Source organism: Novosphingobium fuchskuhlense, from assembly GCF_001519075.1.
GTDB classification, from domain to species: domain Bacteria; phylum Pseudomonadota; class Alphaproteobacteria; order Sphingomonadales; family Sphingomonadaceae; genus Novosphingobium; species Novosphingobium fuchskuhlense.
On sequence record NZ_KQ954246.1, the window covers coordinates 368,450 to 390,223 of the forward strand.

14 protein-coding genes and 1 riboswitch are annotated in these 21,774 nt (G+C 68.1%); of the genes, 6 read left to right on the forward strand and 8 right to left on the reverse strand.

Features of this window, described 5'->3' with window-relative positions:
* Positions 1-15: 15 nt before the first annotated feature.
* The 7 genes from lpdA to AQZ52_RS15745 form a co-directional block, all read right to left on the reverse strand.
* Positions 16-1,416 (reverse strand): dihydrolipoyl dehydrogenase, encoded by a 1,401-nt coding sequence (gene lpdA, locus AQZ52_RS15715; protein ID WP_067913115.1) that lies wholly within the window; start codon positions 1,414-1,416, stop codon positions 16-18.
* A 9-nt stretch (positions 1,417-1,425) separates the two neighbouring features.
* A complete protein-coding gene (locus tag AQZ52_RS15720) occupies positions 1,426-1,950 on the reverse strand; it encodes a DUF1877 family protein (RefSeq protein ID WP_082698133.1) in 525 nt (174 codons plus the stop codon).
* A gap of 25 nt (positions 1,951-1,975) precedes the next feature.
* Positions 1,976-3,187, reverse strand: a complete 1,212-nt coding sequence (gene odhB / locus AQZ52_RS15725) for a 2-oxoglutarate dehydrogenase complex dihydrolipoyllysine-residue succinyltransferase (RefSeq protein ID WP_067913121.1) — start codon at positions 3,185-3,187, stop codon at positions 1,976-1,978.
* A gap of 31 nt (positions 3,188-3,218) precedes the next feature.
* The gene (locus tag AQZ52_RS15730) at positions 3,219-6,059 is read right to left on the reverse strand and encodes a 2-oxoglutarate dehydrogenase E1 component (protein WP_067913124.1); all 2,841 of its coding nucleotides are present in this window, start codon (positions 6,057-6,059) and stop codon (positions 3,219-3,221) included.
* Between the two features lie 239 nt (positions 6,060-6,298).
* Entirely contained in the window at positions 6,299-7,261 is a 963-nt protein-coding gene (mdh, locus tag AQZ52_RS15735; protein WP_067913127.1) for a malate dehydrogenase, read from the reverse strand.
* Positions 7,262-7,480: 219 nt separating this feature from the next.
* Positions 7,481-7,843, reverse strand: coding sequence for a hypothetical protein (locus AQZ52_RS15740; protein WP_067913129.1), 363 nt, complete (start codon positions 7,841-7,843; stop codon positions 7,481-7,483).
* Positions 7,844-8,037: 194 nt separating this feature from the next.
* On the reverse strand, positions 8,038-9,309 hold the full coding sequence (locus AQZ52_RS15745; RefSeq protein ID WP_082698135.1) for a cell wall hydrolase: 1,272 nt from the start codon (positions 9,307-9,309) through the stop codon (positions 8,038-8,040).
* 201 nt (positions 9,310-9,510) lie between these two features.
* Positions 9,511-9,718: riboswitch (cobalamin riboswitch) on the forward strand.
* Between the two features lie 107 nt (positions 9,719-9,825).
* Between AQZ52_RS15745 and AQZ52_RS15750 the strand changes: the two genes are divergently transcribed.
* The 5 genes from AQZ52_RS15750 to AQZ52_RS15770 all read left to right on the forward strand — a co-directional run bounded on the left by AQZ52_RS15750 (position 9,826) and on the right by AQZ52_RS15770 (position 15,163).
* Positions 9,826-11,706, forward strand: coding sequence for a TonB-dependent receptor plug domain-containing protein (locus AQZ52_RS15750; RefSeq protein WP_067913132.1), 1,881 nt, complete (start codon positions 9,826-9,828; stop codon positions 11,704-11,706).
* Between the two features lie 56 nt (positions 11,707-11,762).
* Positions 11,763-12,593, forward strand: coding sequence for an ABC transporter substrate-binding protein (locus tag AQZ52_RS15755; RefSeq protein ID WP_338045534.1), 831 nt, complete (start codon positions 11,763-11,765; stop codon positions 12,591-12,593).
* Positions 12,590-13,552, forward strand: coding sequence for a FecCD family ABC transporter permease (locus AQZ52_RS15760; RefSeq protein WP_067913134.1), 963 nt, complete (start codon positions 12,590-12,592; stop codon positions 13,550-13,552). The genes AQZ52_RS15755 and AQZ52_RS15760 overlap by 4 nt, the downstream gene beginning before the upstream one ends.
* Positions 13,549-14,286 carry an ABC transporter ATP-binding protein gene (locus AQZ52_RS15765; protein ID WP_067913137.1) on the forward strand — a complete coding sequence of 246 codons (738 nt, stop codon included), beginning with the start codon at positions 13,549-13,551 and terminating at the stop codon, positions 14,284-14,286. Before AQZ52_RS15760 ends, AQZ52_RS15765 begins: the two co-directional genes overlap by 4 nt.
* Positions 14,287-14,380: 94 nt before the next feature.
* Entirely contained in the window at positions 14,381-15,163 is a 783-nt protein-coding gene (locus AQZ52_RS15770) for an N-acetylmuramidase domain-containing protein (RefSeq protein ID WP_082698139.1), read from the forward strand.
* Between the two features lie 7 nt (positions 15,164-15,170).
* On the opposite strand, the gene AQZ52_RS15775 is transcribed toward AQZ52_RS15770, so the two are convergent.
* Positions 15,171-18,113: a calcium-binding protein gene (locus AQZ52_RS15775; protein WP_067913140.1), complete on the reverse strand. Its 2,943-nt coding sequence runs from the start codon at positions 18,111-18,113 to the stop codon at positions 15,171-15,173.
* 626 nt (positions 18,114-18,739) lie between these two features.
* On the opposite strand from AQZ52_RS15775, the gene uvrA reads away from it, so the two are divergent.
* Complete coding sequence (gene uvrA / locus AQZ52_RS15780; protein ID WP_067913143.1) at positions 18,740-21,670, forward strand: excinuclease ABC subunit UvrA; 2,931 nt, start codon at positions 18,740-18,742, stop codon at positions 21,668-21,670.
* Positions 21,671-21,774: the final 104 nt, after the last annotated feature.

The following is a 21,774-nucleotide window of genomic DNA, read 5'->3' on the forward strand; positions in this document are numbered from 1 at the left end:
GGAGGGGGCAATCCCTCAGATATGAATCGGCTTGCCGCCAATCCCCATCGCCGCTTCCTTCAGCGCTTCGGCATGGGTCGGGTGCGCGTGGCAGGTATAGGCGATGTCCTCCGCCGTCGCGCCGAACTCCAGCGCCAGCGCGGCCTCGGCAATCATCGAACCCGCCACCGAGGCAATGCACCACACGCCGAGCACGCGCTCGGTCTTGGCGTCCGCGATCACCTTCACAAAGCCGTCGGGCTCGTGGTTGGTCTTGGCGCGGCTGTTCGCCAGCATCGGGAACTTGGAGACCTTGACCTCGCCCTTCTCGCGCGCCGCTTCCTCGGTCAGGCCCACGCCCGCAAATTCGGGGAAGGTATAGACCACGCCCGGAATCACTGCATGGTTCACGATGCCCGTGTGCCCGGCGATGAACTCCGCGACGGCCACGCCTTCGTCCTCGGCCTTGTGTGCCAGCATCGGCCCCGGGATCACGTCGCCGATGGCCCAGACGCCCGGCACGCTCGTGCGGAAATCATGCCCCGTCTCGATCTGCCCGCGCTTGTTGAGCTCAAGGCCGATCTTCTCGAGCCCCAGCCCATCGACATTCGGCCGCCGCCCGATGGCGACCAGCACGCAGTCTGCGCTCAGCGTTTCCGCCGCGCCGCCCGCCGAAGGCTCCAGCGTAAGCGTCGCGGTCTTGCCCTTCACGGCAACGCCGGTCACCTTGGTGGAGAGCCGCAGTTCCATGCCCTGCTTCTTGAAGATCTTGGCGGCTTCCTTGCGCACGTCGCCGTCCATGCCGGGCAGCAACTGGTCGAGGAATTCCACCACCGTCACCTTCGCACCCAGCCGCCGCCAGACCGACCCGAGCTCCAGCCCGATCACCCCGCCGCCGATCACCACCATGTGTTCGGGCACGCGGTCCAAGGCCAGCGCGCCGGTGGAATCGACCACCACGCCCGCGTCGTTGTCGACGGTCACCCCCGGCAGCGGCGTCACGCTCGAACCCGTGGCGATCACCACGTCCTTCGCCGTCACCTTCGCGCCGCCCACGCTCACCGTGTGCGCATCCTCGAATGCGGCATAGCCCTTGAGCCAGGTCACCTTGTTCTTCTTGAACAGGAACTCGATCCCGCCCGTCAGCTGCTTCACCGAATCCAGCTTCTGCTGCTGCATCGCCGCCAGATCGAGCGTCACCGGCCCGGTCTTGATGCCATAGCTCGCAAACGTGCCGTCCACCGCCTCGGCGAACTTCTCCGAACCATGCAGCAAGGCCTTGGAAGGAATGCACCCGACATTGAGGCACGTGCCGCCCAAGGTCTCGCGCCCCTCGGCGCAAGCCACCTTCAGCCCCAGCTGCGCCGCGCGGATCGCCGCGACATAACCGCCCGGGCCGGCACCGATGACAAGCACGTCGTAATGGTATTCAGCCATGTTTCTAGCTCATGTAATTAGAGTGATCGCGCCGCATTGTCGTGCGGCCCCTGTCGAAACAAATTCTGCCAGCTTCGTGATTTGCAGGTTCAGCTGGTCAAGTGCCACATGGCCTTCGCTCGCCAATGCTCTTCCCAGATACACTTCGCTTGCCCCAAAGCCTTCCGATGCAAAGTTTGCAGCGATCTGATCAGGACCAACCGCGGATAGTGCCTCCGAGAATGCGCTCAAGGCTCTAGGCGGCACGACATGTGCGGGACCATAGCCCAGATCTTCGCCAACAGCGCTGAATGAACCCAGGATAAAATCGAGAGCCGATCCCGTCGTATCGGCACTGCCCGTCAGCACATAGTGAAGGGCATGCCATTCCTGCCCCATGTCAACGATCGGATAGGTCTTGTAGTCATCCAACCATGCCGGGTCACATCCGTCGAACTGGTCGGCATGGAAGAAGTCGTAGACCTGCTCCGGATGCTGCAAGAGATGGACCAACGCCTTCTCGTCCACCAGCCTTGCCGACCAATACATACCCATGGGATGCCCCCGATCCGGGTTAAAATCACATATCGATCAGCAGACGCGTCGGGTCTTCTATCGCTTCCTTGATCGTCTTCAAAGCCGTCACCGCCTCGCGTCCGTCGATGATCCGGTGGTCATAGCTCAGCGCGATATACATCATCGGCCGCACCACGATCTGCCCGTCGCGGACGACCGGGCGATCTTCAATGCGGTGCAGCCCCAGCACCGCCGACTGCGGCGGATTGATGATCGGGGTGGACATCAGCCCGCCGAACACGCCGCCGTTGGAGATCGTGAACGTGCCGCCCGCCATGTCGGCCATGGTCAGCGTGCCGTCGCGCGCCTTCTTGCCGTAATCGGCGATGGCCTTCTCGATCCCGGCAAAGCTCATCTTGTCGACATCGCGCACCACCGGCACGACAAGGCCGTTGGGCGCCGAAACCGCCACCGAGATATCGACGTAATCGAAGTAGACAATCTCGTCGCCCTGCAGCTGCGCATTGACCGAAGGAATGTCCTTCAGCGCCAGCACCGATGCCTTGGCGAAGAAGCTCATGAGGCCCAGCTTCACGCCGTGCTTCTTCTCGAACACGTCCTTGTACTTGGCGCGCGCTTCCATCACCGCGCTCATGTCCACGTCGTTGAACGTGGTCAGCATCGCGGCGGTTTCCTGCGCAGACTTCAGCCGCTTGGCGATGGTCTGGCGCAGCCGGGTCATCTTGACCCGCTCCTCGCGGCGTTCACCCGAGGTGCTGACAACCGGCGCGGGAGCCGGGGCAGGGGCCGGCGCCGCCACGACCGGCGCGGGCGCGGCCTGCTTGGCAACGGCCGCGGCCAGCACGTCTTCCTTGGTCAGCCGCCCGTCCTTGCCGGTGCCCTTGACCGTCGCCGGGTCGATCCCGTGCTCCAGCACCGCACGCCGGACGGCAGGCGAAAGTGCCGCCGCATCATCGGCAGCAACCGCCGCCGGAGCAGCCGCAGCCGCCGGGGCAGGGGCGGGCGCATTCGCCACCCCGCTCGTCTCGATCAGGCCCAGCAGCGCGCCCACCGCCACGGTGTCACCCTCGGCGGCCACATGCGCGCCCATGATCCCGGCCACGGGCGAGGGCACTTCCACCGCCACCTTGTCGGTCTCGAGGCTCGCGATGGGTTCATCCAGCGCCACGGCCTCGCCGGGCTGCTTCAGCCACTGGCCCACCGTCGCTTCGCTGACGCTCTCGCCGAGGACCGGAACTTTGACTTCGATAGACATGCTATTGTCTTCCTGAGAAAATTGCGGCCGCTCAGGCCTTCTTCTTGGTCCGGCGCAGCTCGCCGCGCACGGAAAGCGAAAGCGCATTGCTGATCAGCGCCGCCTGTTCTGCGGCGTGGCGCTTGGCCAGCCCGGTGGCGGGCGAAGCCGCCGCGCTGCGCCCGGCATAGCGCGCGCGCTTCACCTTGCTGCCCGCGGCCTTCAGCGCTTCCTCGATCAGCGGCTCGACGAAGAACCACGCGCCGTTGTTCTTCGGCTCTTCCTGGCACCACACCACCTCTTCGAGGTTCGCCATGCGCGAAAGCCTGAGCGCCAGCGGCTCGCCCGGGAACGGATAGAGCTGCTCGAGCCGGATGATCTGCACATCGCTGATCCCCGCCGCATCGCGCGCCTCGATCAGGTCGTACGCCACCTTGCCGCTGCACAGCACCACGCGCCGGGTATCGGCGTCCGGCGCCGGATTGAGGTCGGAGAGGATGCGCATGAAGTGCCCCTCACCAACGAAGTCCGAAGCCTTGGACTTCGCCAGCGGATGGCGCAGCAGGCTCTTGGGGGTCATGATGATCAGCGGCTTGCGGAAGGGCCGCTGCATCTGCCGGCGCAGCACGTGGAAGTAGTTCGCCGGGCTGGTCACGTTGCAGACCTGGATATTGTCCTCGGCGCAGAGCTGGAGATAGCGCTCCAGCCGCGCGGAGGAATGCTCCGGACCCTGGCCTTCATAGCCATGCGGCAGCAGCAGCACGAGGCCGTTGGCGCGCAGCCACTTGGCTTCGGAGGCGGCGATGTACTGGTCGATCACGATCTGCGCGCCGTTGGCGAAATCACCGAACTGCGCTTCCCACAGCACCAGTGTCTTGGGGTCCGCGCTGGCATAGCCATATTCGAAGCCCAGCACGCCGTATTCGGAGAGCGGGCTGTCGTGCACCTCGAACTTGCCGTGGGGCAGGGTGGTCAGCGGCACGTACTTGCGCTCGCTGGTCTGGTCGACCCACACCGCATGGCGCTGGCTGAACGTGCCGCGGCCCGAATCCTGGCCCGAAAGCCGCACGTTGAAGCCCTCGGTCAGCAGGCTGCCGAACGCCAGCGCCTCGCCGGTCGCCCAGTCAAAGCCTTCGCCTTCCGCAAACATCTGCCGCTTGGCGTCGATCACCCGGCCCAGCGTCTTGTGGATGGTGAGGTCCTCAGGCACCGTCGTCAGCGTCCGGCCCAGCGCATCGAAGCGCTTCTGATCGATGCCGGTGGGCACGTTGCGCCGCGCGGTCACCGGGTCGGCCGGCTTGTTCAGGCCAGACCAGCGCCCGCCGAACCAGTCCGCCTCGTTCGCCTTGTAGCTCTTGGCCGCCTCGAACTCGGCCTCCAGCGTCGCGGTGAAGCGGTCCTCGTTCTCGCCCTTCCAGTTCCTGTCGATCACGCCCTGGTCGACCAGCCGGCGCGCATAGATTTCCGAAACCGGCGGGTGCTGCTTGATCCGCGCATACATCAGCGGCTGGGTGAAGCTGGGCTCGTCGCCCTCGTTGTGGCCGAAGCGGCGATAGCACCACATGTCGACCACCACGTCGCGGCCGAACTTCTGGCGGTAGTCGATCGCCAGCTTGCACGCGAACGTCACTGCTTCGGGATCATCGCCGTTCACGTGGATGATCGGCGCCTGCACGCCCTTGGCCACGTCGGACGGATAGGGCGAGCCGCGCGAGAACTGCGGGCTCGTGGTGAAGCCGATCTGGTTGTTGATGATGAAGTGGATGCACCCGCCGGTGTTGTAGCCCTTCACGCCCGAAAAGCCGAAGCACTCCCACACGATGCCCTGCCCGGCAAAGGCCGCATCGCCGTGGATCAGGATCGGCAGCACCTGCTTGTGCTTGCCGGGCCCGATGTCCTCGCGGAACGCCTGCTGCGCGCGGGTCTTGCCCAGCACCACCGGGTCCACCGTTTCCAGATGGCTAGGGTTGGGCTGCAGGCTCATGTGCACCTTGATCCCGTCGAACTCGCGGTCGGTGCTGGTGCCCAGGTGATACTTCACGTCGCCCGAACCGCCGACATCCTCGGGGTTCGCGCTGCCACCGGAAAATTCGTGGAAGATCACCCGGTAGGGCTTGGCCAGCACGTTCGCCAGCACGTTGAGGCGGCCGCGGTGCGCCATGCCGTAGATGATCTCGCGCACGCCCAGCTGGCCGCCATACTTGATGACAGCTTCCAGCGCCGGGATCATGGATTCGCCGCCATCCAGCCCGAACCGCTTGGTGCCGACATACTTCTTGCCGAGGAACTTCTCGTACTGCTCGCCGCGCACCACGGCGGCCAGAATGGCCTTCTTGCCGTTGGGGGTGAAGTCGATGTTCTTGTCGCCGCCCTCGATGCGGTCCTGCAGGAACTTGCGCTCCTCCACGTCCGAGATGTGCATGTATTCAAGGCCGACTTTGCCGCAGTAGTTCTTCTGCAGCACGCCCACGATCTCGCGCGGGGTGGCCCACTGCAACCCCAGCGTGCCGCCCAGAAAGACCTTCTTGTCGAGGTCGGGCCCGGTGAAACCATGATATTCGGGCGAAATGTCCGCCGGCAGCTCCTGCCGGGCGAGGCCGAGCGGATCGAGGTCCGCAGCCAGATGCCCGCGCACGCGGTAGGTGCGCACCAGCAGCATCGCGCGGATCGAGGCGCCCGCCGCCGCTTCCAGCGCGGCTTCGTCCATCGGTGCACCGGCAGCCTTCGCCGCCTTGGCGATTTCCTGCTTCAGCGCCATCGGATCGAGCGCGCGGGTGAGGTCGTCGCCCGCTGCGGGATCGGTTACCGGCCAGCGGCTGGACGCCCATGAAGGCCCCGCCTGCGGACCCTCCTGCAACGGATCCACTTCAAACGCGCGCTCTTCGTAACCCATATCTCACTCCTCTCGCCCCGGGAAGGGTGGGGCTTCGGACCATCCGGCGCAGGTTCCTTGCACCGGTCATTTTCCTGCGGGCGCCTGCGCTGCCCGGAATGCTAACCACGCAAACCCGCACAACCAGCGGGTTTATCTGTGGCCCTGCAAAGGGAGCGCACTCCCGGGCCCACGTAGAACTTCGTAGCTGAACGGGGCGCGAACCTGCTGCGGGCAAGTCTTCGCGCCCCGCAGCTCCATCAGGCGAGCGAGGGGTCGATACCCTTGCACGCCACCAGCAGTTCCTTCACCGCATCGACCGAAACCTTGAGGCCGGCCTTGTCGGCGTCGTCCAGTTCGATCTCGATGATCTTTTCCACGCCGTTCGCGCCGATCATCACCGGCACGCCGACATAAAGCCCGTCCACGCCGTACTGGCCATCGACATAGGCCGCGCAGGGCAGGATGCGCTTCTGGTCGCCCAGATAGGCTTCGGCCATCGCGATGCCCGATGTGGCGGGCGCATAGAACGCCGAGCCGGTCTTGAGCAGCGCCACGATCTCGCCGCCGCCGCTGCGGGTGCGCTGAACGATCGCATCGATGCGCTCCTGCGTCGAAAGGCCCATCTTGACGAGGTCGGGCACGGGAATGCCGTTCACGGTCGAATAGCGCGTCACCGGCACCATGGTATCGCCGTGGCCACCCAGCACGAACGTGTTCACGTCCTTGACCGAGACGTTGAATTCATCGGCGATGAAGTGGCTGAAGCGCGCCGAATCCAGCACGCCCGCCATGCCGACGACCTTGTTGTGCGGCAGGCCCGAAAACTCGCGCAGCGCCCAGACCATCGCGTCGAGCGGGTTGGTGATGCAGATCACGAAGGCATCGGGGGCATTGTTCTTGATGCCTTCGCCCACGGCCTTCATCACCTTGAGGTTGATGCCGAGGAGGTCGTCGCGGCTCATGCCCGGCTTGCGCGCCACGCCTGCGGTCACGATGATCACGTCGGCCCCGGCAATGTCGGCATAGTCGTTGCTGCCGGTGATCTTGGCGTCAAAGCCTTCGATGGGGCCGCACTGCGAAAGATCGAGCGCCTTGCCCTGCGGCACGCCTTCGACCACGTCGAACAGCACGATGTCGCCCAGTTCCTTCTGCGCCGCGAGGTGCGCGAGCGTACCGCCGATGTTGCCGGCGCCGATCAGCGCGATTTTCTTGCGAGCCATGCCTTTGCAATCCTTTCCCGGATACGCGGGACACGCGGCCCGGTGGGGCCGCCCGAGATTTGCCGCCATATGGGCCTCCCGCGTCCCGCATGACGGGAAGGAATCCAAGCGGATACGAGCGACCTAAGCCCGCGCCCGGGTGATTGCAAGGCGCAAAAACCCACTACCAGCGGGTTTTTATGATAACAGTTCGCAATAGCAATATAGGGGGCAAGCGCCTCAGCGCTGCGATGTCGCCCGCGCCGCGAAGGCGCGCTCCAGCGCCTTGGCCATGGGGCCATCGAGCATGGCGCACACCGCGACCCACCAGGCCGCGCCGGCGCTGTCGCCGCCGGCCGCCGCGATTTCCGCCGCCTCGCCCGCGCGTTGCGCCGCCGAAAGGCCGTGCGCGGCAAACAGGCGCAGCGCTGCCGCCAGCACCGCCTCGTCGTGCGCCTCGGTATCGTTGGCACCGGTCTTGCGGCCGGGCAGGGCAGCACCGTTGTCGTTGGCCGGACGCGCCACGCGCATGGCACGCAGGCGCAGCCTGCCCCAGTTCAGACAGGGTGAGATCATCCCAAAGCGAGGGGCAAAGTGCAGCATGGGAAGCTCTCCACTGTTGGCGCGATACACAGTGTATAGCAGGCCCGGGTGAACAGTGCGTTCGTCCGCAGGGTAAAGACCTGACTAACCTTGCTTAGGCCCTTACAACTATATGAAAAACCGGGGTTCAATCGCGCCGATCAAGGGCCGCTCAGGGGGCTGCGCCCCACGATTACCCCCGAACCGGATATAATTCACCCGCCTGGCTGGGCAATCCATTTGCCCGCGTTCTCGTAGGCCGGGTTGACCGCGGAGCCGCCCGGCAGCTGTCCGGCGCGGTAGACGGCATCGCCCCCGCGCGCCTCTACTGCGGGCGCAAACTGCGGCCCCGCCGGATGCTTGTCACCATAGCTTGCCAGGGGCTGCTGCCCGAACGAGGCCGCATTACGCGCGCCCCACGGTCCCGCCGCCCCCGGTGATGCCTGCGCCGCCTTCAGCGCCTCGATCCGCCCCGCCTCGAACGCCTTCTCCAGCTGGATCGGATCGGCCATGTCGGCCGCCGCCGGGGTCCACGTCCGCGGGTGCGGTGCCGCCACCGGCTCGCCGCCTGCATAGACCGCATTGAATGCCGCCGGCCGCCCCGCCGCGCCTTGCCAGCGATAGAACCGGTGCGCTCCGATCGTGCCGATAAAAGCAAGGCTGTCCGCCCAGTAGGGGTGCACCGCGCTCGTGTGGTAATGCGTGGCAAGGCCTACCGGCGCATAGACCTGGCCTGCCAGCGCATCGGCCGCCACGCGCCGCGCCCGGTCCCAGAACGCCGCCACCGGCCGCCGCGCCAGCGATCCGTCGCAGGCAAAGCTGAACTGGCAGCCCAGGCGCTCCGATCCCTGATAGACCACGCCGCACACTGTCTTGGGCCACGCCGGATGCGCCACGCGGTTCAGCACCACCTGCGCCACCGCGCGCTGCCCCGCATCGGGCTCGCTCGCCGCCTCGTAATAGATCGCCGCTGTCAGGCACTGCAGCGCGCGGGACTGGTCAAGGCTCGTGCCCCGCGCGAAGATCGGCCGCGCGGCTGGCCCCACCCCGGTGATCGGGGGCGCATCATCGCCATGGATCTCGGCCAGCTGCGCATCCCACGCCGATCTCGCCGCATCGGGCGCCAGCATCCCCGTATCGTCGCTCGCCAGATAATAGAACGCCGATCCCGGAAAGCTGTCTCCCGGCCGCTCGAACGGCTGGAGCCCATCGCGGGCCTGCGCCGCCGGTACGCCCGGCCAATTCCAGTCAGACAGGGGCCACCCCGGCCCAGCCAGCCACAGCGCAAAGCCGATCACCGCCACGCCCAGCACACCGGCCCAGCGTTTGAAACGCCCGTCCTGCTTGCGCGAGGGGCTGGGTGTGGGCCGCGGTGCCACCACCGGCTCAGCCTTGGCCACCACCTTGGCGGCAGGCACCGCCGCCCGCCGAGGCGTCAGCGCCTCGGGCGGCAGCTTCACCGGCCGGTAGTCGATAATCAGCGGCATAACTCGGGCAGACTCACTAGGCGGCAAGCCAGCGCTAGAGCCCTTCCGCGCGCCCTGCATCCCGCCATTTCGCCCCGTCCCGCTAAGACACACCCCCCTGCCATCGGGTTAACGCCCATGTCTCGCCAAGCGTGTCTCGGGGAGGTGGTAGCCCGCAGGGCTGACGGAGGGGGCTTGCCCCAAAGGGCAGGTCCCGCTAGGTAACTCTGCGACGCCACCGGTGCCTGCGAGAGCGGGCTAAGAGGGAATCCGGACAAGTCTTCAAAGACTTGCACCCGGAGCTGCCCCCGCAACTGTGCCCGGATAGCGCCCTGTTCACGATGCCACTGGACCCGCAAGGGGCTGGGAAGGCGGGCAGGGGGCCACGACCCCGGGCGAGCCAGGAAACCTGCCGGTGTGTGGTCGTTCCGCGGCCGGGCGGGGTGTACCGGGCGTATGCGTGACAGTGCGTGCCAATTGGCCCCGCGCACTCTCCCGCCATGGACGGCAACGTCCATGGGCCGGGAGGAAAAGACCATGAAATGCCAGTATTTTGCGGCTGCCGCCCTTTGCGCTGTCTCGATCCCCGCATACGCCCAGACTGAAGATCTCTCGACGGTCTTTCCCACCGCCAAGCCGCCTGCCGAACGCATCACCGTCGTCGCCACCGGCAGCCCCCGCCGCATCGACCAGACCGGCCAGCCGATCACCGTCCTCACCGCCGCCGATCTCGAGCGCCTGCAAGGCCCGGATATCACCCGCGCGCTGGAGCAAGTCCCCGGCCTCACGCTTAGTCGGAATGGGGGACCAGGCGCCTTCACCGGCGTCCGCCTGCGCGGCTCCGATAGCGAACAAGTCCTCGTCCTCATCGACGGCGTCCGCGTCGAAGACGTCTCCGCCCCCGGCGCCGGCTTCGATTTCGGTACGCTGACGACCGGCGGCATCGAACGGATCGACGTCCTGCGCGGCTCCAACTCGGTTACCTGGGGCAGCGCGGCGCTCGGCGGCGTCATCGCGATCCAGACCCGCGAGCCCGATGGCCTCGAAGCCAGCGCCGAAGGCGGCAGCCGCGGCTCCTTCGCCGGAGACGCCGCCGCAGGCGTGAAGCGCCAAAGCTACGCCCTCTCGCTCACCGGCGGCTACACCACAACCGATGGCGTCAGCGCCGCCGCCGTGGGCACCGAACCCGACGGCGCACGCCAGTGGCACCTCGGCGGCAAGGCCCGGCTCGATCTCCTCCCCGGCCTCTCGCTGGTCGCCAATGCCCGCTACGCCGATACCCGCACCGAAATCGACGGCTACCCAGCGCCAAACTACACCTTCGCGGATACCCCCGAATACCAGACCACCCGCCAGCTCTCCGGCCGCGCCGGCCTGCGCTATGAAGGCGCGTTGGTCACGGTGAACACCGGCTTCGCCCTGTCCGATACCAAGCGCGACTATTACGATCCCACCCTCGGAACCGCGCCCAGTTACGGCTATCGCGGCCGCAGCCACCGCGCCGATCTCACCGGCCGCGCCCGGCTCCCCGCCGATTTCGCGCTCGATTTCGGCGCAGACAGCGAATGGACCCGCTACTCCGGCACCTTCGATGCGGAGCGCCGCGCCCGCCAGACCAGCGGCCACGCCATGCTCGGCTGGTACACGCCCGGCATCTCGCTCGCCGCAGGCCTGCGCTATGATGATCACAGCCGATTCGGCCATGCCACCACGCTCGGCGCCAACGGCACCGCCCGCCTTGCCGATGGCCTGCGCCTGCGCGCCAGCTACGGCGAGGGTTTCAAGGCGCCCACGCTGTTCCAGCTCCTCTCGGACTACGGCAACGCCGCGCTCCGCCCCGAACGCAGCCGCAGCTATGATGCCGGCCTTGCCTACAGCAGCGGCCCCGTCACCGCCGCCGTCACGGTCTACCGCCGCGACAGCCGCAATCTGATCGCCTTCGTCTCCTGTTTCGGCCAGACCACCGGCATCTGTGCGGGCCGCCCCTTCGGCACGTATGACAACGTCGGCAAGGCCCGCGCCGAGGGCCTCGAGGCCGAACTCACGCTGAAGCCCGCGGGTGCCTTCACCGTGCGCAGCCTCTACACCTACACCCGCAGCAGAGACCTCGGCACCGGCCATGATCTCGCCCGCCGCCCGCGCCACGCGCTCACCCTCAGCGGCGACCTCGAAACCCGGCTGGCGGGCCTCGCCCTCGGCGCGGACCTGCGCCTCGTCAGCAGCGGCTTCGACAACGCGGCCAACACCGTCCGCCTTCCCGGCGGCGCGGTCGCCACGCTCCGCGCCAGCCTGCCGGTGAACGCACGCTTCACGCTCTACGCCCGCGTCGAAAATGTCTTCGACACCCGCCTGCCCACCGCCGCCGGCTACAGCGCCGTGGGCCGCGGCGCCTTCGCCGGCCTCAGAGTGCGCTACTGATGCGCGGGAACCCCTCCGTCTTTCCCTCCCCATTTTGGCGAAGCCGACATGGGGAGGTGGCCCGCCGCAGGCGGGTCGGAGGGGTTTTTTGCCTTCTCCTCACGCTCGCCGCCTGCACCCAGCAGCCGAAGCGTGAAACCACCCGCGTCATCCCCACCATCGTCAGCCTAAACCCCTGCGCCGATGCGATCCTCGCCGAAGTCACCGCACCCGGCCAGCTCCTCGCCCTCTCGCACTACAGCGCCGATCCGCGCGCCGCCTCGATGGACCCCGCCAAGGCCCGCCAGTATCCCACCACGCGCGGCACGCTCGAGGAAGTCCTCGCGCTCCGCCCGGATGTGGTCGTGGACAGCACCTTCGTCCCCCCCGCCACCGCCGCCGCCTACCGCCGCCTTGGCCTGCGTCTCGAAACGCTCGGCATCGCCGGCACGGTGGAGGACAGCCGCGCCCAGATCCGCGCGCTCGCCGCGCTTGCCGGAAACCCGGCGAAGGGCGAGGCGCTGATTGCCCGCATCGATGCCGCGCTGGCCGCCGCCGCGCCAGCGCCGGGCACGCCGGCCGTCCCAGCGCTGGTGTGGGAGCCGGGCGGCATCGTCCCGGGCGATGCCACCCTCATCGCCGATCTCCTGCGCCGTACCGGCTTTGCCAATTTTGCCGCCGCGCGCGGGCTGGGGCAGGCCGATCAGCTTCCGCTCGAGCGCGTCCTCGCCGATTCCCCGCGCGTGATCCTCACCGCCGGCGAGACCCGCGCCCTCAGCCACCCCGCGCTGGCCCGGCTCACCGGCACCACCCGCGCGCCCCTCGATCCGCGCCTGCTCTACTGCGCCGGCCCCACCATCATCCCCGCCGCACAGCGGCTCGCGCAAGTGCGCCGCACGCTGTCATGATCCGCCCCGTCCCCGTCCTCCTCGCGGCCCTCGCGCTCGCCATCCCGCTCAGCCTGCTTGCCGGGCAGGTCTGGCTGAACCCGCTCGCGCCCCACACCGCAAACGCGCTGACCATCCTGGCCGAGCTGCGCGCCCCCCGCACCGCGCTCGCGCTGGTGATCGGCGCCGGCCTCGGCGGGGCAGGGGCCGCCATGCAGGGCTACTTGCGCAATCCGCTTGCCGATCCCGGCCTGTTCGGCGTCGCCCCGAGCGCCGCGTTCGGCGCGGTGCTGGCCCTCGCGCTCGGCCTCGGCACGCTGCTCCCGCTCGCGGCCCTTGCCGGAGCCGCCGCCGCCATGGCCGCGCTCGGCCTGATCGCCGGAAACGCCGGCAGCAGCAACAGCACGAGCCTCTTCGCGCTCGCCGGGCTCATGCTCGCCAGCCTCTCGGGCGCGCTCACCAGCCTCGTCATCAGCCTCGCGCCCAATCCCTTCGCGATGTCCGAAATCGTCACCTGGCTCATGGGCAGTCTCGAGGCCCGCGCCTGGCACGATGTCCTCCTCGCCGCGCCGCCCACCGCGCTCGGCCTCGTCCTCCTCCTGCGCGCCGGCCCCGCGCTCGATGCGCTCACCCTTGGCGAGGAGACCGCCCGTTCGCTCGGCGTGGAGCCGGCCCGCCTGCTCTGGTGCATGGTCCTAGGCACCGGTCTCGTCGTCGGCGCGGGGGTCGCGGCGGCCGGGATCATCGGCTTCATCGGCCTCGTCGTCCCGCACCTGCTGCGCCCGTTCACCGATCAGCGCCCCTCCAGCCTGATCCTGCCCTCGGCGCTGGGCGGCGCGCTCCTCCTGCTTGTCGCCGATTGCCTTTGCCGCCTCCTCCCGCTGGCCGGCGGCGAGCTGCGCATCGGCATCGCGCTCAGCCTCCTCGGTGCGCCGTTTTTCCTGGCGCTGCTTCTGCGCCTCAGGAGCGAGCTGGCATGATCCTCGCCGCGCAAAACCTCACCGTCCCCGGCCGCCTGTCCGGGATCAGCATCACCCTCCGCCCGGGCGAGCTCACCGCGATCTGCGGCCCCAATGGCGCGGGCAAGACCACGCTGCTGCGCGCGCTGGCCGGTCTCGAACCCGGCCCGGTGCGCCTTGGCGAAACCCCGCTCGCCCAGCTCCCCCCGCGCCGCCGCGCGCAGGATATCGGCTATCTGCCCCAGCACGCCCACCCTGCGTGGAACCTCACCGCCGAAGCGCTTGTCCGCCTCGGCCGCCTGCCGCACCGCACGTCCCGTGCCGAGGACGATGCCGCCGCGCTTGCCGCGCTCACCGCGCTGGGGGCCGCGCACCTTGCCCCGCGCGGCGTGCACACGCTTTCCGGCGGCGAACGCGCCCGCGTGGCACTCGCCCGGGTCCTGGCTGGAAACCCGCGCTGGATTCTCGCCGATGAACCGCTCGCCAGCCTCGATCTCGCCCACGCCGCCGCGCTGCTGGCGCATTTCCGCGCGCTGGCCGATCAGGGCACCGGGGCGAAGACGGGCGTCGTCCTCGTCGTCCACAGCCTCGCCCATGCCATGAACCACGCAGACCGCGTCATCGTCCTCCACAAGGGCCGGCTTGCCGCCGATGCGCCCCCGGCGGTCGCCTTGTCCGAAGACGTGATCGAACACGTCTGGGGCGTCCGCGCGGCATGGACCGGGCCCGCCGGCGCCCGCGCCCTCTCGCTCTGATCGGCCCACCGCGCGGGGCGACTGGTTCCGAACCGGTGTGGTGTTGGATACATGTTGGAATGTGCCTGATAGGTTCCCTGTCAGGAGGCGTCCCATGCTCGCATTTACCGGCAATCCCACCCCGCTCACGCCGGCCGATTTCGAACGCGCCGCCCGCGCCATCGGCTGCCCGGTGGCCGCCATCCGCGCGGTCAGCGATGTCGAAAGCCGCGGCGGCTTCCTCGCCGATGGCCGGCCCAAGATCCTGTTCGAACGCCACGTTTTCCGCCGCCAGACGGGAGGCCGCTTCGATGGTGCCCATCCCGCCATCTCGTGCGCCGCACCCGGCGGCTATCGCGGCGGCGCGGCGGAGTATGACCGTCTGGCCGAGGCGCTGGCCTGTGATCGTGCTGCCGCGCTGCGCTCCACCAGCTGGGGCGCGTTCCAGCTCCTGGGCTGCAACCACGCGGCGGCCGGCTTCCCCGATGTCGAAACCTTCGTCGCCGCCATGGTCTCGGGCGAGGGCGCGCAGCTCGATGCCTTCGTGCGCTTCGTGCGCGCCTCGCGCCTCGATGACGAACTCGTCCGCTGCGATTGGCCCGGCTTTGCCCGCGGCTACAACGGCCCCGATTTCGCGCGCAACCGCTACGATGTCCGGCTCGCTGCGGCCTTCACCTTCCACAGCCACGGCGGCGCCCGCATCGGCAATCCGCACCCGGTCCTGCGCATGGGCGATACCGGCGAAGACGTCAGAGCCCTTCAGACCGCGCTGGGTCTCGCGTCCGATGGCGATTTTGGCCCTGCCACCAAGGCCGCCGTCCTCGCCGCCCAGACGCGTGCCGGCCTTCACGGCGATGGCGTGGTCGGCCAGCAGACCTGGGCCGCCCTCCTGCCCTAGGCCGGCCTCACAGCACCAGATCGCCCGCCGTCAGGCCGATCGCCCCGGCCAGCCGCACCGCAAGATCGGCCTTGCCGTCCCCGTCAAGGTCCACTTCCACGTAAGTCTGCGTCAGCACATGCTCGAAGCGCACTTGTCCGGCGGCTGAAAACGCCGCGTCACCGATGAAGGCCAGGTGCTGCCGCCCCGCCGCCAGCGGGTCCGCGTCAAAACCCGACAGGTCGATGCGGTCGCCGTCCGACGTGCTGAAATCGCTGACGTAGTCCGCCCTGGCGCGGCCGCCGTCGCTGCTGCCGGGGGCAAACACGAAGCGGTCCGCACCCGTTCCGCCGGTCAGCGTGTCGATCCCGCCGCCGCCTTTCAGCACGTCGTCGCCGGCCCCGCCGCGCAGCGTGTCCGCGCCGCCACCGCCACCGATGCGGTCGCTCGCCGCTCCGCCGATGATCAGCATCGCGCCCGTCACGCTGTCGTCCGCCAGGATCGTCGTCGCCTTGTCCGAAAGGGTGAGGGTGAAGTTCTCCAGCGTCTTGCCGGACAGGTCCAGCGCCCCCCCATCGGCCAGCTTCAGCGCATTGACGATCGTGTCCGCCCCCGCCAGCACGCTGCGCTGCACGATCCCGGCGCGCTCCGGTTTCACGAAATCGCCGGTGATCACCTCGAAGTTCACGATCCGCATCGCGCTCGTGTCGCTGTCGCCGCGGATGAAGATGCTGTCGTGTCCCGCGCCGCCGTCGAACACCTGCCCGGCGGTCTTGTCCGCGCGCACCAGCGTCACCCCGTCATCGCCCTGCCCGAAATAGGCCCGGTCGAGCCCCTTGCCCGTCACCACGCTCAGGCTCTGGGTGGATGTCGCGCTCATCCGGATCGTGTTGCCACCGTCGGCGCACGTCAGGATCGTGCCGAGCAGTTCCTTGCCCGCGAGGGTCAGCGTGCCGCTATCCTCCAGCTGGAACCAGCCCTCCAGCCCGCCCACGCTGCGCACTTGCGCCAGGGCGATCCCCAGCGGATTGAGCCGCCCGCCTTGCTCCACCACGGCAGAGACCATCTCGATGCCCTTCAGCGTCGCCCCCGCCAGCGAGGGCAGGTAGCGCCCCGCGACCAGCGTGTCCCGCCCTGCGCCGCCGTCGATCGCCAGACCGGTCGGCGCGGCAAAGTTCTCGATCCGCAAGGTATCGTCGCCGTCCCCGCCCGCCAGCAGCGATCCCGCCGTTCCCGCGCTTGTCGCCACCAGCGTATCATCGCCGCTGCCGCCAAACACCTTGAACAGCGCATTGCCCGCCTGCAGCACGTCGTTGCCCGCGCCGCCCTCGATGCGGATCTCGCCCCCGCTGGCAACGATCCGGTCCGCCCCGTCCTCGCCGTAAAAGCGCCCGCCGGCCCGCGCATAGACAAGGTCGTCGCCTGCGCCCGCAAACACCACGGCATTGCTGCCCACGGCTGCAAACGTCTCGTCCGCGCCGGTGCCGGTCAGCCGCTCATCGGCCCCCGCCGCCACTTGCGGCGCGCCCTGTACCGCCGCCGGCGCCCCCGGCGTTCCCGCGCCGAAATCGGCCGCCGTCAGCGTGATCGCCCCGTCGAGCCGATAGGCCCGGTCCGCCACCTTGTCGCCGTCGAGGTCGACCTCGATCCAGGTCTTCGTCCCCTCGACATAGCTGCGGATGTCCCCCGCTTCGGCAAAGTCCGCGCTCCCCACGAAGCGCAGCGGCACGCCCAGCGGCTCGAAGCCGATGCGGTCGCCCTGCGCCTGGCTGAAATCGGTCACGCGCGCCGCGGCGGCATGGTCGGCGCTGCCTGCCCCCAGCGCAAACACGAAGCGGTCCGCGCCCGTCCCGCCGGTCAGCACATCGCGCCCGATGCCGCCCAGGATCGTATCCGCCCCCGCGCCGCCCGTGATCGTGTCGGCCCCGCTGCCCCCGGTCACAAAGACGCCGCCCGTCACCGTCTCGCCAAAGCGCACCACATGGCTTGCGCTGTCGCCGGCAAAGCTCAGGGAGAAATCGGTCAGGGTCCGCCCGGCAAAGTCCAGCGTGCCCGCCCCGCGCGCGAAAAACGAACCCGTCAGCGTGTCGGGCCGCGCCAGCTGCGCCGTGGCAAAGCGTCCGCCATTGCTGGCAAAGCTCTCGATATTGCGCAGCGACGCGAGCGTAACGTCGGCATACGGCCCCACCTGCAAGGTATCGCGCCCGCCGCCGCCGTCGAGGATTTCCCCGGCCACGCTCGATGTGCCCACCGTGATCGTGTCCGCGCCGCTGCCGCCGGTCACGCGGTCGATGTCGCCGCCCGTCACCACGGTAAAGCCGGACGTCACGCTCGCATCGGCCAGGATCGACTTGCGCACGTTGAACCCGGAATCGAGCGAGAGGTTGAACGTCACCCCGCTCAGCGATTTGCCCGCCAGCCGCACCGTGCCGCCAAAGTTGAGGTTGAACGTGCCGCTCAGCGCCGTCACGCCATCAAGCTGCCCCGCCGTGAACGAAACCCCGCCCGCGCCCAGACTGTCGATCCGCTCGATCCCGCGCACCGTGCTCTGGGAAAGCGAGGGCAGCCCCGTCACCATGATCAGCCGGTCATACCCGCTCCCGCCATCGATCACGCCCCCGGCGGCAATGCCCGCCATCACCAGCGCGTCGTCGCCGTCACCCCCGTTCAGCGTCACGGTGTCCGAGGAAAAGCGGGCAAACACCAGCGTATCGTCACCGCTGCCGCCCAGCAGCACCAGCGGCGTCGTATACCCGTCCGGCACCGCCCCGCCGACCGAGCCCGACCCCGCCGCCGCCACGACGATGTCGTCACCCGCCCCGCCATCCAGAACGGCGCTGGCATAATCGAAGTCCTGCAGCAGATCGTTCCCGCCAAGCCCCTGGATCATCAGCACAAACGGATACTCGTCCGGCCCCTTGCCGAAATCGTCCAGCACGTCCCCCGTCGCGGTTCCAGTCACGGTCAGCATGGCAAGTCCCCTTCACCCCAAGGGCTATGCCCCGCACCCCGCCCGGTCAACGCCAGACCAGCCCATTCCGGCGAGACCGCGCAAGGGAGAGGGGAGGGCAAAGCGCCTCGGGACGGCAAAGGCCGTCCTCCCCGTTTTGGCGAAGCACACATGGGGAGGTGGACCGCGCAGCGGGTCGGATGGGGTAAAGTCTTAGCGCGCGTCCCATGCGCAACGGTCCAGCGCCTTCCTCGCTTCGGTGATAGAGCAGATCGAAGGCCTGCTTGCCCCATGCCCGCAGCAGTCAGGCAAAGGCCGGGCACAAGTTGGTTTCGCGGGTGCTGCCCGTAGCTGCGCGCAGCCAGTGAAGCTCGGCATGGTATTCGTCGATGAGTTGCTTACTCAAGAGGCCAAATAGGTCGTTATATTTGCATCACCTAGATTTGCCCTTGTGCCAAGTGGTCACCCGCACCACTCCGGAGCAGCTATCTACCCCCCAAAAAAGCCGGGAGCGCGAGGGGTATGCCCCTCGCATCCCCCGTTCTTCCCTTCCCGCCACCTTGCGCATCCCTGCCGCCCCACCCACGTGTCGCAAAACGCCCGCGCGCTCTTGCCGGAATCGAACAAATCTGGAACAGACTGCCCTCATGTCCCTTTCCCAAATCTCCATTCGCGGCGCGCGTGAGCACAATCTCAAGGGGATCGATGTCGATCTCCCGCGCGATAGCCTGATCGTCATCACCGGCCTGTCGGGCTCGGGCAAATCCAGCCTCGCGTTCGATACGATCTATGCCGAAGGCCAGCGCCGCTATGTCGAGAGCCTCTCGGCCTATGCGCGCCAGTTTCTCGAGATGATGCAGAAGCCCGATGTCGAGCATATCGACGGGCTTTCGCCTGCCATCTCCATCGAGCAGAAGACGACGAGCCGCAACCCGCGCTCCACCGTCGCCACGGTGACGGAGATCTACGATTACATGCGCCTCCTCTGGGCGCGCGTCGGCATTCCCTATTCGCCCGCCACGGGCCTGCCCATCGCGGCGCAGACGGTGACCCAGATGGTCGACCGCGTGCTTGCCCTGCCGGAGGGCACGCGTGCCTATCTGCTCGCCCCCGTCGTGCGCGGCCGCAAGGGGGAATACCGCAAGGAGCTCGCCGAATGGCAGCGCGCCGGCTACACCCGCGTGCGCATCAACGGCGAACTCATGGCCATCGAGGATGCCCCCGCGCTCGACAAGAAGCTCAAGCACGATATCGAGGTCGTGGTCGATCGCATCGCGGTCAAGCAGTCGGACGAAGGCTTCCGCACCCGGCTGGCGGACAGTTTCGAGCAGGCGCTCAAGCTGGCGGACGGCACGGTCTACCTCGATCTGGCGGATACCACCGTCGCCGCCATCGGCGGTGAGGCCGCGCCCGCCGAAACGGCTGAACCCGCCCCCAAGAAGGGCATGAAGAAAACCGGCCTGCCTGCCAACCGCATCGTCTTTTCCGAAAAGTTCGCCTGCCCCGTCAGCGGCTTCACCATCGAGTCCATCGAACCGCGCCTCTTCTCGTTCAACGCCCCGCAGGGCGCGTGCCCTGCGTGCGATGGCCTCGGCGAAAAGCTCCTGTTCGATCCGCAGCTCGTCGTCCCCAATGAAGCGCTCAGCCTCAAGCAGGGCGCGGTCGTGCCGTGGGCCAAGTCCAACCCGCCGTCACCCTATTACATGCAGGTCCTCGCCAGCCTCGCCGGCCATTTCGGCTTCAGCCTTGAAACGCCCTGGGAAAAGCTGCCGGGCGAGGTCAAGGTCGTCATCCTCTACGGCACCGCCGGCAAGGCCGTCCCGCTCACCTTCATCGATGGCAAGAAGTCCTACACCGTCCAGAAAGCCTTCGAAGGCGTCATCGGCAACCTCAACCGCCGCATGCTGCAGACCGAGAGCGCGTGGATGCGCGAGGAGCTCGGCAAGTTCCAGACCGCGCAGCCCTGCGAAACCTGCCAGGGCGCCCGCCTCAAGCCCGAGGCGCTCAGCGTCAAGGTCGCCGGCGCGGACATCTCCTCGATCACCCGCCTCTCGGTCGCCGCCGCGGTCGAATGGTACGCCAATCTGGATGGCCAGCTCACCTCCCAGCAAAGCCAGATCGCCCGCGCCATCCTCAAGGAAATCAACGAGCGCCTCGGCTTCCTCAACAACGTCGGCCTCGATTACCTCAATCTCGATCGCACCTCCGGCACGCTCTCCGGGGGCGAGAGCCAGCGCATCCGCCTCGCCTCCCAGATCGGCTCCGGCCTCTCCGGCGTGCTCTACGTGCTGGACGAGCCCTCCATCGGCCTCCACCAGCGCGACAACGACCGCCTCCTCATCACCCTCAAGCGCCTGCGCGATCTCGGCAACACCGTCATCGTCGTCGAGCACGATGAAGACGCGATCCGCACCGCCGACCATATCGTCGATCTCGGCCCCGGCGCCGGCGTTCACGGCGGCGAGATCGTCGCGCAGGGCACCCTCGACGATATCCTCACGAACCCCGCCAGCCTCACCGGCCAATACCTCACCGGCGCCCGTCGCATCGAAGTGCCGAAGAAGCGCCGCAAGGGCAACGGCCTCAAGCTCACCGTCGAAGGCGCGCGGGCCAACAACCTGCAGAACGTCACCGCCAGCATTCCCCTCGGCACTTTCACCTGCGTCACCGGCGTCTCCGGCTCGGGCAAATCGAGCTTCACGATCGACACGCTCCACGCCGTCGCCGCGCGCACCCTCAATGGCGCCCGCGTCATCGCCGGCGCGCATGACCGCGTCACCGGTCTCGAACACTGCGACAAGGTGATCGAGATCGACCAGTCCCCCATCGGCCGCACCCCGCGCTCCAACCCCGCCACCTACACCGGCGCCTTCACCCTCATCCGCGATTGGTTCGCCGGCCTCCCCGAATCCGCCGCGCGCGGCTACAAGCCCGGCCGCTTCAGCTTCAACGTCAAGGGCGGCCGCTGCGAGAAGTGCCAGGGCGACGGCCTCATCAAGATCGAGATGCACTTCCTGCCCGATGTCTACGTCACCTGCGAGGAATGCGACGGCCGCCGCTACAACCGCGAAACGCTCGAGGTGAAGTTCAAGGGCCACAGCATCGCAGACGTGCTCGACATGACGATCGAGGACGCCGAGGAGTTCTTCAAGGCCGTCCCCCCGATCCGCGACCGGATGCACATGCTCAACGAAGTCGGCCTCGGCTACGTCAAGGTCGGCCAGCAGGCCACCACCCTCTCCGGCGGCGAAGCCCAGCGCGTCAAGCTCGCCAAGGAACTCGCCCGCCGCAGCACCGGGCAGACGCTCTACATCCTCGACGAACCCACCACCGGCCTCCACTTCGAAGACGTGCGCAAACTGCTCGAAGTCCTCCACCGCCTCGTCGATCAGGGCAACAGCGTCGTCGTCATCGAACACAACCTCGATGTGATCAAGACGGCCGACTGGCTGCTGGACCTCGGCCCCGAAGGCGGCGTCCGCGGCGGCGAACTCGTGGCAGAAGGCACCCCCGAAACGGTCGCCAAAAACCCCCGCAGCTTCACCGGCCACTACCTGAAACCACTCCTGACGCGCTAGACTTCAGGCCCTCCCCATTTCCACGAAGTGCAAATGGGGAGGGGGATCGCCGAAGGCGGGTCGGAGGGGTAAGCCCCACACTCTATGGATAGCGTCCGTTTTGG